The organism is Hymenobacter bucti, assembly GCF_042681145.1.
Lineage (GTDB): Bacteria > Bacteroidota > Bacteroidia > Cytophagales > Hymenobacteraceae > Hymenobacter > Hymenobacter bucti.
Genome location: NZ_JBHUFD010000002.1, coordinates 56,833 through 73,338 on the forward strand (window position 1 = coordinate 56,833; position 16,506 = coordinate 73,338).

Below are 16,506 nucleotides of genomic sequence, written 5' to 3' on the forward strand. Positions count from 1 at the left end.
AAAGCCCCAGCTACCGGCCATCATTCACCCTAAAAAATACTAATCTAAAAAGCTTCTAATCAATACGTAACTCTATATGGTTTTACCTCGACAGCTACGCCGGCACGCGCTGACTACGCCCCCACTACTGCGCCTGCAAGGCGGGCGCTGCCACAGCCGGCTGCCCATCCAAGGCCAAAATCTGCGCCCGGTATTTAAGGGGCATCAGCGAAGCGCGCGCCCAGCGGCCCAGCGCCAAGTGCTGCGTGGGCCGGTACACGGGCAGCGCCAGCGGCAGCCACGACCAGCGCCCCAAGTGCAGCAGTTCGCGCACGCGGGGCGGCACCACAAACTGCTGCGCCTGCAGCACCAGCCCGTAGCGAAACGCCCCTAGGTGGCGCCGGTACTGCCGGTAGAGGTCGGTGGTGTAGCTGCTGACTACCAAGTCGTTTTCCAGGTGCGCCTGGCGGGCCTGCTGCCACGCCGCGTAGGTAGCGGGCACCTCCGGGATGCCCATGCGCGCACCCATGCGGTAGAAAACGTCCACGATTTCCTCCTTTTCGGCGGCCGTGAGGGGCCGCTCGATGGCTTCAAACACGCTGATGGAATACGCGGTGAGCATAAACAGCACGTCGCGGTACGCCCAGTCGGGGATGCGCATGCCGCGCTTGGCCTCCACCGCCGCGTGGATGCCCACGATGGTATCGATGGCGTGCTCGGCCGCCGCCCGCTCGGCAAACACGATGCGCCGCGCATATTCCACCGTCGAGAACAGCCGCCCTAGGGGGTCGGCCGGCAGCTTGCCGGTGAAGTAGAGCCAGTCTACGGCTTTGTTGAGGGCAAACTCGGCCGCCGAGCCGGCGAAGATGAACAGCACCGTGTCGGCCTTGCTCCAGATGCGGCGCACGACGGAATCGGGTTTAACGAAATACTCCATAGCGTTAGAACAAGCGGGCAGCGGCAAGAAGTGCCGATAAATATATTTTAAAAGAACTTTGCAATACAAAGCTAAGGCTAATGGGGCTCGCTTGCTACTGTGCCAGGGACTTTAATCTTGCTAGTATTGAAACGCCTGCCCAGTATCAGCCCTCGCAAAGACGAGTGGGCCTAGGTGGACACAGCTACCTCAAGCTGCTTCTTATACCAAGCTTTTTCGTGCTCCTCGCCTACCCTAGGGGTACTGCTGGTGGCGGCTAGCTACTAGCGACTCGCGGCGCTACTGAGGCAGCAGCAAGCCCGCGGGGCGCAAGTTGGCCAGTCGTCAGAACTTGCCTGTCGGGCGGCATATATCGGTAGCCGCGGGGAATCCGTAGCATAAATGGGCCGCGAGGACGTTCTCTTTGCACCGACCAGCCGCACCTAACCCCACCTTTGCTAGGTACGGCACTACCGTTTTCTGGCAATTTCTCACCCGTCCGCCATGTCTGATTTTCTGCTTAGCTACTCCCCCCAGCAAACCCGCTATGAGTACCCGCGCATTGTGGCGGCGGCCCAGGCGCTGTATTTCGAACGGGGTATCGAAGCCGTTTCGCTCAGCGACATCGCCTTTAGCCTGCGAATGCCGGTGGGCGCCATCGAGCGGCACTTTCCGGCCGGCAAGCCCGTGCTGGTGCAGGCCGTGCTGGAAAAGCATTTGCAGCACATTCACCACAACCTAGGGCAGCAGCGCGAAGAGAGCAGCAATGCCGTGGAAGAGCTGCTGGCCATGCGCCGCTTTTTGCAGCAAACCATGCAAGACACGCGCACGCTGTTCTTCCAAGAACTGGAGGTGCATTACCCCACGGTGTGGCAATATATCCAGCGCAACCGCACAGACTTTATGCTCGACCACTTGCAAGCTAACATGCACCGGGGCATGCGCGAAGGCCTCTACCGCACGGACCTAGCAGTAGAAGCACTGGCGCAGCACTGGCTACAGCAAGCCGACCAGCAGCTGATACTCGCGCGCTCTACCGCCGAGCTGGCCGAAACCTACTATGGCCAGCTCAGCCGGTTTTTGGCCAGCCTCACCACCCCGGCCGGCGCCTACGTCATCCGGCGGCTCCAAGAGGCCCCGCCTTACTATTAACGGCTGGCACCCGCTGCGTTCCACAAAAAAGCGCCAGCCGAAGCCGGCTGGCGCTTTTTTAGTACTTGATTTTTCGCCTATCGGGTGCCGTTAGTGCCGGCTGGTCGGGCCGGCCGCGCGTCAGGGTTAGGCTTGTTCTCGCGGCGCTCCAGTGGCGAGGCCGGCGCGGGCGCGTTGGTGGTGCCCGGCGTGGCCTGGGTAGTGGCCGCCTGCTGCATGGGGTTGAGGGGCGGGCGGCCGCCGGCTACGCCCTGCTGAAACAGCTCGAAGCGTGTGGGCGCCGCCTGGCGCGGAAACGAGTTGTTGCTCAAGTCGGTATCGGCCGTTTGCTGGTAGGGGTCCACCACAAACGACACCACGTTCTTGGGCGTGATGATAATTTTGCTTACCTGCTCGTTGTTTTTGCGCCAGATTTCAGCCGGAATGGTCGTCAGCTCCTGTGCGCCGTCGTCGTAGGTCATTTGGATGACTACGGGCATCACCAGGCCGCCCACGTTGTGCAGGTTCAGCTCGTAGAAGTTGAGGTTGCCATTGAGGCGCTGCTGCTGCTGAGGCGTGAGGGTGCTTAGGTACTGGAAGTAGCGCTGCTTGTCGGCCTCGGTCACGGCCAGCGGGTCGTAGTTGTTATAGAAGTCCTTGAGGTCGGGCTTCTCGTCCACGAGCGTCGATTTGAGGTCAGTGGCGTTGCGCTGGGCCGAGATGCTGGGCACCTGGCCCTGGCGCTCGTTCTGCAGCCGGGCGTTTTCGAGGCCGGGGTTTTTGGTATTAGGCTTGTAGGCTTTCACGGCATCGAGCGAAATATCGACGCGGTCGGTGGTGTAGAACCAGCCGCGCCAGAACCAGTCGAGGTCCACGGCTGAAGCGTCTTCCATGGTGCGGAAAAAGTCGGCCGGCTCGGGGTGCTTGTAGGCCCAGCGGGTGGCGTAGGTTTTGAAGGCGTAGTCGAACAGCTCGCGGCCCATCACCGTTTCGCGCAGGATGTTGAGCGCGGTGGCGGGCTTACCGTAGGCGTTGTTGCCGAACTGCAACACCGACTCCGAGTTGGTCATAATCGGGGTTTGCAGGGTTTTGTCGGTGCGCATGTAGTCCACCATGTTGCGCGGCTCGCCGCGGCGGCTGGGGTAGTTGCGCTCCCACTCCTGCTCGGTCAGGTACTGCACAAAGGTGTTGAGGCCCTCGTCCATCCAGGTCCACTGCCGCTCGTCCGAGTTCACAATCATCGGGAAGAAGTTGTGGCCCACTTCGTGGATAATCACCGAAATCATCCCGTATTTCCGGTCGGCCGAGTAGGTGCCGTCCTTCTCGGGCCGGCCGCCGTTAAAGCACAGCATCGGGTACTCCATGCCGCCCACCGGCCCGTGCACCGAGATGGCCACCGGGTAGGCGTAAGGAATCGTGAACTTCGAATACGTCTTGATGGTGTGCGCCACCACTTCCGTAGAGTACTTGCCCCACAGCGGGTTACCCTCCTTAGGGTAGTAGCTCATGCACAAAACGGGCTTGCCGCTCTGCGTGATTTCCATGGCATCCCAAATGAATTTGCGCGACGAGCACCAGGCAAAATCGCGCACGTTTTTGGCGGCGTAGGTCCAGGTTTTGGTGCCGGTGGCGCGGCTGCTTTCGTTTTTGGTGGCTTCCTCTTGGCTCACGATGAGCACTGGCTTCTTGGCACCCTTAGCCTGACCTAGGCGGCGCACTTGGGTAGCCGATAGCACCTGCGCAGCATTCTGCAAGGTGCCGGTGGCGCCCACCACGTGGTCGGCGGGCGCGGTGATGCTCACGCGGTAGTCGCCGAAGGGCAGCGTAAACTCACCGTTGCCCAAAAACTGCTTGTTCTGCCAGCCCGTGGCGTCCGAATACACAGCCATGCGGGGGTAAAACTGCGCGATTTCGTAGAGGTAGTTCTTGTCTTCCGGAAAGTACTCGTAGCCGCTGCGCTCGCTGATTTTCAGCTGGTCGTTGATGTTGTAGCTCCACTTCACGCCAAACGAAATCGCCTGCTTGGGCCCTAGGGGGCGGGGCAGGTCGATGCGCATCATGGTGTGATTGATGGTGTATTTCAGCGGCTTGCCGCTGGCATCGGTCACGGCCGCGATTTTGTAGCCGCCGTCGAACTCGGCCACCGCCAACTGGTTATCGACATCCTGAAACCCTAGGCGGCCGCTCGTAATCTGGCCCACGTTGGTGGCGGCCGTGATGGAGTTTTTGGCCAGAATGTTCTGGTCGAGCTGCACCCACAAATAGGTCAGCACATCGGGCGAGAGGTTAGTGTAAGTAATCGTCTCCGAGCCGGTTATGGCCTGCTTCTGGTCGTCGAGCGTGACTTTGATATTGTAGTCGGCGCGCTGCTGCCAGTACTGCGGGCCGGGCGCGCCGCTGGCGGTGCGGTACGAGTTGGGCGTGGGCAGCTCGGGGCCAAGCTGCGCAAATTTATCGGTGCCCGAATTGGTAGATTGGGCCCGCAATGCGCTGGGCGCCAACCCCAACGCCAGGCAGCCAGCCAGGAGTAGAGAACGCATGTAGAAGTGGGGGATTAATAGAAAAGTAATACTTAAGGTCGGCGAATTTACAACGGGGTTGCGGGGAAAAGCATGGGTAATGGGCGTAATGGGCGTAATGGGCGTAATGGGTAATAGGCAATGGGCGTAATAATTAGGTGTACACCATCATTACGCCCATTATCTATCACCCATTACGCCCATTACCCATTCAAGAGCTGCACCAGCAGCACCAGCGCAATGCCCAGCGCCGCGCCGCTGCTCGTGAGCACCCAGTCGCGCCGGGCGGCCCCAAAACCGCGCAGCACCACCAGCCCGAGCAGCAAAATGATGCTCACCACCAGCAATTGCCCCAGCTCGACGCCTAAGTTAAAGGACAGCAACTCGACCACCGGCCGGCTGTTGGCGCCCAGCAGCGAGCGCAAGTAAGTGGAAAACCCCAGGCCGTGGATGAGGCCAAAGGCGAGCGCGAGCGCATTGGGGGCGGCCCAGAGCACCGACGTGGGCCGGACCGGGCGGCGGGTATCGGCGCGGCCGGCCTGCTTCATATCGAGCAGCGCCGTGAATATGATGGTGACCGGAATCAGGGCTTCGACCAGGGGCGAGTTTACCCCAACTATGCCCAGCGTGGCCAGCGCTAGCGTGAGCGAGTGCCCCAGCGTGAAGCTCGTGACGAGCGCCACCACCCGCCGCCAATCGGCTAGGGCATAGGGTGCGCACAGCGCCAGCAGAAAGGTGAGGTGGTCGGTGGCCTGCCAGCTCCAGATGTGCCAAAACCCAAGCTGCAAGTAGGTGGTGAATACAGACATCGCGGGCAAATGTCGGGCAAAGCGCCGCATTGGGCCGGCGAGGCCGTTTCCAAAAAAGGACTGGCCACAAAGCAGCCAGCCCTTTCAAAGTGAGACAACCCCAAACGGGAATTAACTCACCACCATTTTTCAACTATTGATTCGGTACTCAGCCCCTCCCCCGCTCCTCCCGGGCCGAGGCCCGGCAGCCTGCTGGCCAAGGGTATCTTGCCGCAACTGGGTGACCTAGGGCCACGCCACCGGGCGGGCGAGAACGGCCGCGCACCCTACCCGGCCCGCGGCCCGGCACCACCCGAGAGCGGGTGGCCGGGCCGCGGCGCAACAGGCAGCTAATGGGAAGCAACAGGGCGGGCAGGTGCACAGCAAAGGGAGGAATACCCCCAATATTACCTCGCGCCACCAGCCGAACTACTTAGGCCACGCCCCTTTATTTGTGCAATCGTTGCCGGCAACGTTACCGAGCGGGGCCGGCCTCGCGGCCCCAGCGGCAGCCCTACCCCCGAGCTTGGCGCCGCGTGAGGTGCAGCACCAGATAGCCCGCAAAAAAAGGCGCCAGCAGAAAGCACGGGTACAGGTACCGCACGTGCTGGGCGGGCGCGGTCAAAACGATGCCCCCCACAATACTGAGCAGCGGCACCAGCACCAGCAAGTACGTCCGGTCGCGGAGCAGCCAGCCGCTTAGCCCCACGCAAAGCAGGCTTAGGTAGGTATACAGCGCCGGCCGGTAGATGAGGGCCCGCAGCAGGCCAACCGAATGGGAGAAGTAGTAGGCCCGCAGCAAAAACGTTTGGATGGGCGGCAGCACACTCTTCGTGGCGAGGCCCTGGTCGTTGGCATCGAGCAGCGGGTGGATGGAGTAGGTATAGCTACCCGCCTGGTGGTCGGGCCGCCACGCCAGCTCCGACACGTGGCTTTGGTGCGCGAGCAGCGCGGGCAGGTTGCGCGGCACCAGGCTAGCCCAGGTGGCCATGTAGGCGCGCCGCCCGGCCTCCGAACCTAGGTAGGTGTAGTTGAAGCTTTTGCTGAAAACCAGCGAATCACTTTGAAACGGATTGTAGTACGCTTTCCACAGGGGCAGCGGCAGCACGTGCTCCAGCACCGCTTTTTCCGGCGCGGTGGGCTGCGTGCCATCGTGCAGCACCGCGCTCATTTGGTGCGCCATCAGGATGTCCAGCGCGTAGGGGCGGCCGTTCACGTGGATGGCGCTGTACAAGGGGCCCTTCACCAGCAAAACCAGCGCCCCGCACCCTAGGGCAATGAGGGCCAGCTGCTTGCGATACCGGGCATAAACCACCGCCAAGCTCCCCAGCGTGACCACCGACGTGAGCAGGCCGTTGTGGCGAATGAGCCAGACCAGCGCCAGCACCACGGCCAGGCCCACGGCGTGCCGGGCCGTGGCCAGCCACGCCCCCCGCGAGGCCACTATCTCCTCCGTGAAGAGCGCCAGCAAGAGCACCGCTATGGCAAAGGGCACGTCCTTGAAGAGCGTATTGACATAGAAACCATTAAGCGGAAATAAGCTAAAGAAGAGGGTCAGGCTTACCAGCGCCCACTTGGGCAGGCCGCGTTTTTCGAGCTGCCCCATGCCGTAGGCAAACACGCTGGCCAGAACCAGCATCTGGAACAGGCAGATGATGGCGGGCGAAAACCAGAGCCGCGTCAGCAGCCAGTAAGCGAAAGAGTCGAACGCCGGGTGCCAGTCGTCGAACTTAAAGGTTGTCACTTCCCGCCACTGGTCGAGCGAGTCGCGGGACATCATGCCAGGGTAAAAAGCCAAAAAGTAAACGCCCCAGACCAGCAAGCAAGGCCCGGCGTAGCGCATCGCGTGCCAGAGGTGCTGCCCTAGGGTTGTTTTACTAGTGCTTAAGGAAGTAGATAAAATCATCAGCGTAGAGCATGTGGTCAAGCAAAGCAACCTCCAAATTAATGAAAGTATATAGCAATTACCATTCTTTCGCGCTAGCTCATCTTACACGGCTTCGACCGGCACTGGCTCGCCTTTACCGTGCTGATACTGCGTAAAATTGCCCCGCCCACCTGCTGAACAGCTTCGCCAGCTGCTCACGCAAGCTGCTGGTGTTTTTCACACCAATGCCGCGTTCGGTACCCGGGACACTACGAGCGCGCCCAAAGTCACTTCCCCCTACCTAGTGAGCCCATTTGCGCCAGGCCCTAGCTCTCTCGCTTGCGCAGCGCGTGAAAATGGCCGGGTAGTTCCTGCTGAGCACGCGGGCAGTTAGGGGTGCGGCCCCGGCTGACTAGCCCGCCGCGCGGGGTGATAGTTGGTAAGGTTGAAGGTCTTTTTTTCGTCGGCAACGTTGCCGGCAACGTTGCCGGCCTTTTTTACGCCGCCGAGCTTGGTTATCGCTCCATATAAATTCATCTTTACAACACTCTTAGCCCGAAAGCACCCGCTGGCTGCGCCCAAGCCAGCGGGTACCTAGGCAGCAGTTTCCTCCTCGCCCTGGGCGCGCGGCCCAAGGTCGTGCCCTTTGCTAGCAGCTTGCGCCCGCGGCGGCCCAAGTTGAATGACTAGCAATGCGTTAGCTCTTCAGCAGCCTGCCTGGCAGGAACACTCGCGGCGGCTCACCCAGCACTTCTTTTTCCCACCCTACTACCCGTTTATATGAAGTCCAAACTTCTATTCCCTACCCTGCTGCTGTGCGCGGCGGCGCCCGCCTGGGCCCAAACCACCCGGCCACTAACCGGGCAAATACTGGATGACGCCGGCGCCGGGCTGCCCGGCGTGACGGTGGTGGTGCAAAACACGACCCTAGGTGCCACCACCGACCCCGACGGCCGCTTCGCGCTGAATATCCCGGCCGGCGGCAACGTGGTGCTCACCATTAGCTACATCGGTTTTGCGACGCAGACTATCAATGTCGGCACGCAAACCAACCTGAAGGTCAGCCTCAAGTCGGACGAAAAAGCGCTGGACGACGTGGTCGTTATCGGCTACGGGCAGGTGAAGAAGAGCGACGTGACGGGCTCCATCGTGTCGGTGAAGGAGGAGGACCTCAAGAAGGTGCCCGTGGCCAACGTCATGGAATCGCTTCAGGGCAAGCTGCCGGGCGTGGACATTGTGAGTGCCGGCGGCTCGGCCGGGGCGCCGGTGAACATTACGGTGCGCGGCAACCGCTCGATTAATGCCAGCAACGGGCCGCTGTTTATCGTGGATGGGGTGCAGTACAACTCCATCCAGGACATCAACCCCAACGACATCGCCGGCATGGAGGTGCTCAAGGATGCCGCCTCCACAGCCATCTACGGCGCGCGCGGGGCCAATGGCGTTATCATCGTGACGACTAAGAAGGGCGCCGCGGGCAAGACCCGCGTCAACATCAACTCGTACTACGGCAGCACCGATAAGGTCTTCTACCCCAAGGTAAACAACGCGGCCGAGTACGTGGCGCAGAAGCGCGAGGCCAACCGCACCACCGGCCTCTGGAGCAGCCCGACCGACGACGCCAAGATTTTTACCAACCTGGAGCTGCAAGCCATTGCCGACGGCACCAGCACCAATTGGGCCGACCTGCTACTGCGCCACGGCGTGCAGCAAGAGCACCAGCTGAGCATCTCGGGCGGCTCGGAGAAAACCAAGTTTTACCTCTCGGGCGACTACTACAACGAGCAGGGCTTGTTTCGCAAAGACGACCTGCACCGCTACTCGTTTCGGGCCAACATCGACCAGGCGCTGAACGACAAGGTGCGCATCGGGCTGCAAAACCAACTCACGTACTACAACCAGAACGTGCGGCGCGACCCCACCAACCAAGCCAACAAAATCACGCCGCTGACCTCGCCCTACGCCGCTGACGGCACGCTGGTGCTGTACCCCAACAACCAGGCGGCCCTCAACCCGCTGGCTGATGAGCAGGAGGGCAACTACGCTAACAACAGCCGCACCACCCGTACCTTCTCCACGGCCTACGTCAGCTACCAGATTCTACCGAGCCTGAACTTCCGCTCCAACCTGGGCCTCACGCTTTCCAACGGCCGCACCGGCATCTACCAGGGGCAGTATTCGCTGGACCGCAACGGCCAGGTGGCGCAGTCGTCGTACGGCACGCAGTTCGACACCAACTGGAGCTGGGAGAACATCCTGAACTACAACAAGACCTTTGGCGACCACTCGATATCGGCCACGGGCGTGACGTCGCTGCTCACCTTCAACACCGAAAACTCTAATGCCCAGGGCCGTAACCAGCTGCTGGCCTACCAGCAGTACTTCGCCCTGGCCAATGCCAACCAACAGGTCGGCATCAACAGCGCCTACGTCGATAGCAAGCTGATTTCGTTTACGGGCCGCGTGCAGTACGGCTACAAGGGCCGCTACCTGCTCACGTTGACTGGCCGCGAGGACCGCTCGTCGAAGCTAGCGAAGGGCAACAAGGGCTCGTTCTTCCCGTCGGCCGCCGTGGCCTGGCGCATCATCGACGAGCGCTTTATGAAGGACCTCACGGCCGTGACCGACCTGAAGCTGCGCGTGAGCTACGGCCGCGCCGGCAACTACGACGTGCCGGCGTACTCGTCGCAGAGCCTGCTTTCGCGCATTCCGTTCGCGTTCGGCGAAACGGGCGCGGCGGGCTACACCTTCGCCAACCGCATCGGCAACCCCGACCTAGGGTGGGAAATTTCGCTGACTAAGAACGTGGGCCTCGATTTTGGCTTCTTCAACAACCGCCTCACGGGCTCGGTCGATGTATACGACACCCACACCAGCGACTTGCTGCTCAACCGCTTCCTGCCCCTGACGTCAGGTGTGTCGTTCATCACCCAGAACATTGGCGAAACCCGCAACCGCGGCGTTGAGGTCGGCGTGAACGCCCGCGTGGTGGACTCCGAAAACCTGCGCTGGAACGTGGGCCTGACCTGGTTCAAGAACAAGGAAGAAATTCTGGCCCTAGGTACCAGCAACAACGACATTACCAACGGCCTGTTTATCGGCTCGCCGGTGCGCGTGTTCTACGACTACGAGAAGGTCGGCATCTGGCAAACCAGTGAGGTGGACGCTGCCAAAACGTTCGGCCAGAAGCCCGGCCAAATCAAGGTGAAGGACCTGGACGGCGACGGCCGCATCACGGCCGCCAACGACCGGCGCGTGCTGGGCTCGGCAGTGCCCAGCTGGAGCGGCAGCCTCAGCAGCGACGTCAGCTACAAAGGCTTCGACTTTTCGGTGCAGGTGTTTGCCCGCATCGGGCAGATGCTGAACTACGAGTACGCCCAGATTTTTGACCCCCAGGGCATCGAAAACAGCTCGCGCCAAAACTACTGGACGCCCGAAAACCCCTCCAACGACTACCCTAGGCCCGATGCCAGCCAGTCGAAGAGCACGCTGCAAAACGGCCTCTTCGGCACCACCCTCGGCTACCGCGATGGCTCGTATGCCAAGCTGCGCGCCGTGACGCTGGGCTACAACCTGCCGGCCGCCTGGCTGGGCAAGGCTTTTAGCTCGGCGCGCTTCTACGTGCAGGGCAAAAACCTACTCACCCTCAGCCACATCGACAACTACGACCCCGAACGCGCCGGTGCCATTACCACGCCCATTCCGCGCGTAGTCACGGCCGGTGTCAACATTGGCTTCTAAGCCTAGGTCGTTCTTTTTCAGTCGTTTCGCACTATACTATCCATGAAATTCCCACGCATTACCCTAGGGCTGGCCGCCTGCGCGCTAGCCATCTTGACCTCCTGCGAAAAGCAGCTGGAGGAATACAATCCCTCGGGCCTCACCGCCGACGCCGTGTACAGTACGCCGGCGGGTTTCGAGAGCCTCGTCACGGCCGCCTACTCCTACACCCGCTGGTGGTACGGCAAGGAAGACGGCTTCAGCATGTCGGAAATGGGCACCGACCTGTGGCTGCGCGGGGCCGGCGACGTCAACCCCGACCTCACCGACTACACCACCTTGCAATCGAGCTCGCGAGCCGTGGAAAGCGTGTGGGGCAAGCTCTACACGGCCATCAACGTCTGCAACGCCGGCATCAGCCGCGTGGGCACGTCGGGCCTGACCGCCCCGCAACAAACAGTGCGCGAAGGCGAGCTGCGCTTTCTGCGAGCCTTCTACTATTGGCACATCGTGGAATCGTGGGGCGGCGTGCACTTCACCACCACCGAAACCAACGGCGTGCAAACCACCGCCAACCGCACGCCCGTCGAGACCTTTTACAAGCAGATTTTTGAGGACTTGACCATCGCCGTGGCCAACCTGCCCGTGACCACCGCCGACTACGGCCGCGTGACCAAGCCCGCCGCCGAAGCGTTTTTGGCCAAGATGTACCTCACGCGGGGCGACAACCAGCAGGCCGCTGCGCTGGCGCAGAAGGTCATTTCCGGCTACAGCTACGCCTTGCAGCCCAGCTACGCCAGCCTGTGGTCGATGACCAACCTAGAGAATAAAGAGATTCTGTGGGCCGTGAATTACTCGAAAGAATTGACCCTCAACGACCGCGTAGACGCCACGCTCTACCCCGACGGCCACTCGCGGGGCGGCAACAACGGCCACCTGCTCTGGTTGATGAAATACGACGACCAGCCCGGCATGGTGCGCGACATCGCCAACGGCCGCCCCTTCAACCGCTTCATGCCCTCGCGCTACCTGCTCAGCCTGTTCGACGAAACCAAGGACTCGCGCTACGCGGCTACCTTCAAAACGGTGTGGTTTGCTAACACGGCCGTAACTACGCCTAACCGCATAGCCGTGGGCGACACGGCCATTGTGGCCACCAAGCGGGCCGTTTCGGCCACGGTGCGGGCCAGCAAAAAGTACCGCATCTTCGACACCAACGACATGTACAACGCCAACGGCACCGGTAAAAACCGCTTGCAGTACGTGTGCCTGCGCAAGTTTGACGACCCCACCCGCCCCACGCTTCAGGAGGAGCAAAGTGCCCGCGACGCCTACGTTATCCGCCTAGCCGACGTGTACCTGATAGCCGCCGAAGCCCAGTTCAAGCTCGGCAACCTGCCCCAGGCCGTTGCGCTCATCAACACCGTGCGCGAGCGGGCCGCCCTCCCCAGCAAAGTCGCCGACATGCGCATCACGGCCAATGATTTGAGTCTGAGTTTCATCCTCGACGAGCGCGCCCGCGAACTGGCCGGCGAGCAAACGCGCTGGTTTGACCTCAAGCGCACCAACCAACTCGTAGACCGGGTGAAGGCCAACAACCCCGAGGCGGGCGCCAGCATCCAGGCTTACCACACGCTGCGCCCCATCCCGCAGCGCCAGCTCGATGCCATCCTGAACGGCAACGAGTTCACCCAGAACCAGGGGTATCGGTAAGCTTAGTTCGCAGTCGGCTTTTTATACTTCTTAGTTTTATTCAAAAGTGCACTGGCAGCTAGCCGGTGCGCTTTTGGTTTTAAAAGAGGCCGTAGCGGTGAAAAGTAATCGGTGCGTATCGTTTTAACAATCCGTAGTGCAGCCAGCTGGCAGTATATTGCCGGCAACTAAGTGCTTTATTAACTGCTTATTGCGCAACACTACTCTTTGCCATGTTTTTATCATTACGCAACCTAGGAATCTTTCTATTCTTACTCACGCGTCTTTCCGTTAGTCAGGCGCAAACCTTCTCAACTTCGGCACCATATACTTCCTCTACCCTCACCCGCGCCGATACGGCCCGTGCCGTGCACGAGCTGTTTCGCAGCCGGCGGGGTGGCGGCACCGGCTGGCTGGCCTTCGGCACGGCCGGTATTCTGGCGTCTACCCTACCGGCCCAGCAAACTACCAGCGCGGGCATCTGGACGCCCGGCGTGGTGGCGGGCTCGGCTTTTCTGCTGCTGGGTGTGAAGAAGCGGATTCAGTTCCGGCCCGGCCGCGAGCGGCAGCTGCTGCGCGACCTGGCCGCCACTGGCCACGTGCCGGCCAGCGTGACGCGGCGCCTGCACGGCAATTTTGCGCCGGTGCACGGCACGGCCACTGCCCCCAACCCGCTGGCCGCCTACGGCGACGCATCCGATATGCCCCTGGCCGCCCAACCCGCCCCCACCCCGGCCCAGCAGCTGGCCGAGGCCCGGCAGGATACGCTTGACATTGTGCGGGGCTTTTTTCTGGCCAAAAACTTTGCTGGGCAGCTACCCTTGACGTTGGCCTTGCCCGGCCTGCGCCTGATGGCGGGCGGCACGAACACCGATTATACGCCTTCGCCCTACCTCCAGCCCCAGACCAGCAAACCCGGCGGGGGGCAGGTGGCCGCCGGCCTGGCGCTGATGGCGGGCGGCGTGGCGTACATGTTCATCCACAACGCGCCGTACACCAACGCCAAGTACGAGGCGCTGCGCACTGACTACCTAGCGGGCAAGCCATTACCCACCGCCATTCGCACTAAACTTAAGCCTAAGCATTTGGCCGCCGGGCGCGCCTACCGCGAGCGCCAGGAGCGGAAAGCTGCCCGTCGGGCCAAGCGCTAAGCCGTTTTTGCGAAACGAGGAAAGCCCCGCTGGCACGTTGCCAGCGGGGCTTTCCCATTCAAAACCAATAACCTACACAATCGGCAATTCCACGTTCTCAAACCGCACTTCGCCGTTCTCCAGCACGGCTTCTACCACGGTGTCCTTCGATACTTTGCCGGAGAGAATCTCCTTGCTCAGCTCGTTCAGGATGACGCGCTGAATGACGCGCTTGAGCGGGCGGGCGCCGAACTGCGGGTCGAAGCCCTGCTCGCCGAGGTAGTCGAGCACCTCGTCGGTGGCTTCGAGGGCGATGCCCGCCTCGTGCAGGCGCTGCTGAATCTGCTTGAACTGGATATCGACAATCTTGCGGATTTCCTTGCGCTTGAGGGGCTGGAACATCACGATTTCGTCGATGCGGTTCAGGAACTCGGGGCGCATGTGCTGCTTGAGGCGCTCCACCACTTCCTCGCGGGTGCGGTCCACTACTTCCTCGTGGTTGTAGTCGTTCAGCTCCTTGAAGTTCTTCTGGATGATGTCGGCCCCCGTGTTCGAGGTCATGATGATGATGGTGTTCTTGAAGTTCGCCACCCGGCCTTTGTTGTCGGTAAGGCGTCCATCGTCAAGCACTTGCAGCAGAATGTTGAACACGTCGGGGTGCGCCTTTTCGATTTCATCGAGCAGAATCACCGAGTACGGCTTGCGGCGCACGGCCTCCGTGAGCTGGCCGCCCTCGTCGTAGCCCACGTAGCCGGGAGGCGCGCCGATGAGGCGCGAGGTGGCGTGGCGCTCCTGGTACTCGCTCATGTCGATGCGCACCATCGCGTTCTCGTCGTTGAACAGGTACTCGGCCAGGGCCTTGGCTAGCTCCGTTTTACCTACCCCGGTGGTACCTAGGAAGATAAACGAGCCGATGGGCCGCTTGGGGTCTTGCAGGCCGGCGCGCGAGCGGCGCACGGCATCCGAAATGGCGGCGATGGCCTCGCTCTGGCCGGCCACGCGCTTGCCCAGCTCGGCTTCGAGGTTGAGCAGCTTGTCGCGGTCCGATTGCAGCATTTTGCTCATCGGGATACCGGTCCACTTGGCCACTACCTCGGCGATGTCCTCGCTGGTCACCACTTCTTGCAGCATCCCGCCGCCGTCTTTGGTGGCGTTGGCCTCGTCCTGCAAGGTCTTGAGCTTCTGCTCGGCTTCCTGGATTTTGCCGTAGCGCAGCTCCGCCACGCGGCCGTAGTCGCCCTGGCGCTCGGCCTGCTCGGCTTCGGTCTTGAAGCGCTCGATGTTCTCCTTCTCGGTCTGGATGCCGGTGAGGACGGATTTTTCGCCTTCCCACTTGGCTTTCAACTCGTCGCGCTGGGTGCCCAGCTCGGCCAGCTCCTTGCTCAGCACGGCCTCGCGGTCGTGGTTGTCTTCGCGCCGGATGGCCTCGCGCTCAATCTCCAGCTGCATCATGCGGCGCTGAATTTCGTCGAGCTCCACGGGCATGGAGTTCAGCTCGATGCGCAGCTTGGCAGCGGCCTCGTCCATGAGGTCGATGGCCTTGTCGGGCAAAAAGCGGTCGGTGATGTAGCGGCTGCTCAGCTCCACGGCCGCAATCACGGCGTCGTCGGTGATGCGCACGCCGTGGTGCAACTCGTACTTTTCCTTGATGCCGCGCAGGATGCTGATAGCGTCGGGCACGGTCGGCTCATCCACCAGTACGGCCTGAAAGCGACGCTCCAATGCCTTGTCTTTCTCGATGTATTTCTGGTATTCCTTGAGCGTGGTGGCCCCGATGGCGTGCAGCTCGCCGCGCGCCAGGGCGGGCTTGAGCAGGTTGGCGGCGTCCATGGCACCCTCGCCGCCCGCGCCGGCCCCAATCAGGGTATGAATCTCGTCGATGAACAGAATAATCTGCCCCTCTGAGTCGGTCACTTCCTTGATAACGGCCTTGAGGCGCTCCTCAAATTCGCCCTTGTACTTGGCCCCCGCGATGAGCAGGCCCAGGTCGAGGCTCATCAGGGTGCGGTCGCGCAGGTTTTCGGGCACGTCGCCGGCCACGATGCGCTGGGCCAGGCCCTCGGCAATGGCGGTTTTGCCCACGCCGGGCTCGCCGAGCAGCACGGGGTTGTTCTTGGTGCGGCGACTCAAAATCTGGAGCACGCGGCGAATTTCCTCGTCGCGCCCAATTACGGGGTCCATCTTGCCCTGGCGCACGCGCTCGTTCAGGTTGATGGCGTAGCGGTTCAGGCTTTGGTACTGCTCCTCGGCGGTTTGGCTGGTGACCTTGCGGCCCCCGCGCAGCTCCTGGATGGCGGCTTTCAGGTCCTTCTCCGTAAAGCCGTTGTCTTTGAGCAGGCTAGCCACGCTGTCTTTGCCGCCCAGGATGCCCAGCAGCAGGTGCTCGACGGACACAAACTCGTCGCCCATGTCCTTCATCTGGGTGTTGGCGCGCTGCACGGCGTTGGCCGCCTCGTTGGCCAGGTAGGGCGAGCCGCCGCTCACCTTGGGGTAGGCCGCCACGAGGGCATCGAGCCGCTGGCCGAGGTTAGCCAGGTTGGCGCCCACCTTCTTACCCAGGAAAGCCAGCGTGTTCTCGTCGTTCTGTAATAAAGCCTTCAGCAGGTGGCCCGTTTCGATGGCCTGCTGCTGGTTGGCGCCGGCCATCTCGGTGGCCTTCTGCACGGCCTCCTGCGCCTTTATAGTGAAGTTTTTAAAGTCCATTGGTTTGCTAAGTTCTCGGTAGGTGCTTCGGGTTAGGAAGATTGTACGAGGGTACTAACAA

Annotated in this window: 9 protein-coding genes; 4 read left to right on the plus strand and 5 right to left on the minus strand. The window is 61.6% G+C overall.

Annotated features, from left to right (window positions below):
• Window positions 1–124: 124 nt before the first annotated feature.
• Window positions 125–916 (minus strand): oxygenase MpaB family protein, encoded by a 792-nt coding sequence (locus ACFSDX_RS06235; protein ID WP_382312376.1) that lies wholly within the window; start codon window positions 914–916, stop codon window positions 125–127.
• 483 nt (window positions 917–1,399) lie between these two features.
• On the opposite strand from ACFSDX_RS06235, the gene ACFSDX_RS06240 reads away from it, so the two are divergent.
• Complete coding sequence (locus ACFSDX_RS06240) at window positions 1,400–2,047, plus strand: TetR/AcrR family transcriptional regulator (protein WP_382312377.1); 648 nt, start codon at window positions 1,400–1,402, stop codon at window positions 2,045–2,047.
• 77 nt (window positions 2,048–2,124) lie between these two features.
• Here ACFSDX_RS06240 and ACFSDX_RS06245 read toward each other — a convergent pair whose 3' ends face one another.
• The 3 genes from ACFSDX_RS06245 to ACFSDX_RS06255 all read right to left on the minus strand — a co-directional run bounded on the left by ACFSDX_RS06245 (window position 2,125) and on the right by ACFSDX_RS06255 (window position 7,113).
• Window positions 2,125–4,566: a M1 family metallopeptidase gene (locus tag ACFSDX_RS06245; RefSeq protein ID WP_382312378.1), complete on the minus strand. Its 2,442-nt coding sequence runs from the start codon at window positions 4,564–4,566 to the stop codon at window positions 2,125–2,127.
• Window positions 4,567–4,748: 182 nt separating this feature from the next.
• Complete coding sequence (locus ACFSDX_RS06250; protein ID WP_382312379.1) at window positions 4,749–5,354, minus strand: HupE/UreJ family protein; 606 nt, start codon at window positions 5,352–5,354, stop codon at window positions 4,749–4,751.
• A gap of 493 nt (window positions 5,355–5,847) precedes the next feature.
• Complete coding sequence (locus ACFSDX_RS06255) at window positions 5,848–7,113, minus strand: DUF6020 family protein (RefSeq protein ID WP_382312380.1); 1,266 nt, start codon at window positions 7,111–7,113, stop codon at window positions 5,848–5,850.
• Between the two features lie 867 nt (window positions 7,114–7,980).
• Here ACFSDX_RS06255 and ACFSDX_RS06260 point away from each other — a divergent pair.
• The 3 genes from ACFSDX_RS06260 (at window position 7,981) to ACFSDX_RS06270 (ending at window position 13,763) form a co-directional block, all read left to right on the plus strand.
• The gene (locus ACFSDX_RS06260; protein ID WP_382312381.1) at window positions 7,981–10,941 is read left to right on the plus strand and encodes a SusC/RagA family TonB-linked outer membrane protein; all 2,961 of its coding nucleotides are present in this window, start codon (window positions 7,981–7,983) and stop codon (window positions 10,939–10,941) included.
• A 42-nt stretch (window positions 10,942–10,983) separates the two neighbouring features.
• The gene (locus ACFSDX_RS06265; protein ID WP_382312382.1) at window positions 10,984–12,633 is read left to right on the plus strand and encodes a RagB/SusD family nutrient uptake outer membrane protein; all 1,650 of its coding nucleotides are present in this window, start codon (window positions 10,984–10,986) and stop codon (window positions 12,631–12,633) included.
• 212 nt (window positions 12,634–12,845) lie between these two features.
• On the plus strand, window positions 12,846–13,763 hold the full coding sequence (locus ACFSDX_RS06270) for a hypothetical protein (RefSeq protein ID WP_382312383.1): 918 nt from the start codon (window positions 12,846–12,848) through the stop codon (window positions 13,761–13,763).
• Window positions 13,764–13,835: 72 nt separating this feature from the next.
• Here the strand turns inward: ACFSDX_RS06270 and clpB are convergent, their stop codons facing one another.
• A complete protein-coding gene (gene clpB, locus ACFSDX_RS06275) occupies window positions 13,836–16,445 on the minus strand; it encodes an ATP-dependent chaperone ClpB (RefSeq protein WP_382312384.1) in 2,610 nt (869 codons plus the stop codon).
• Window positions 16,446–16,506: the final 61 nt, after the last annotated feature.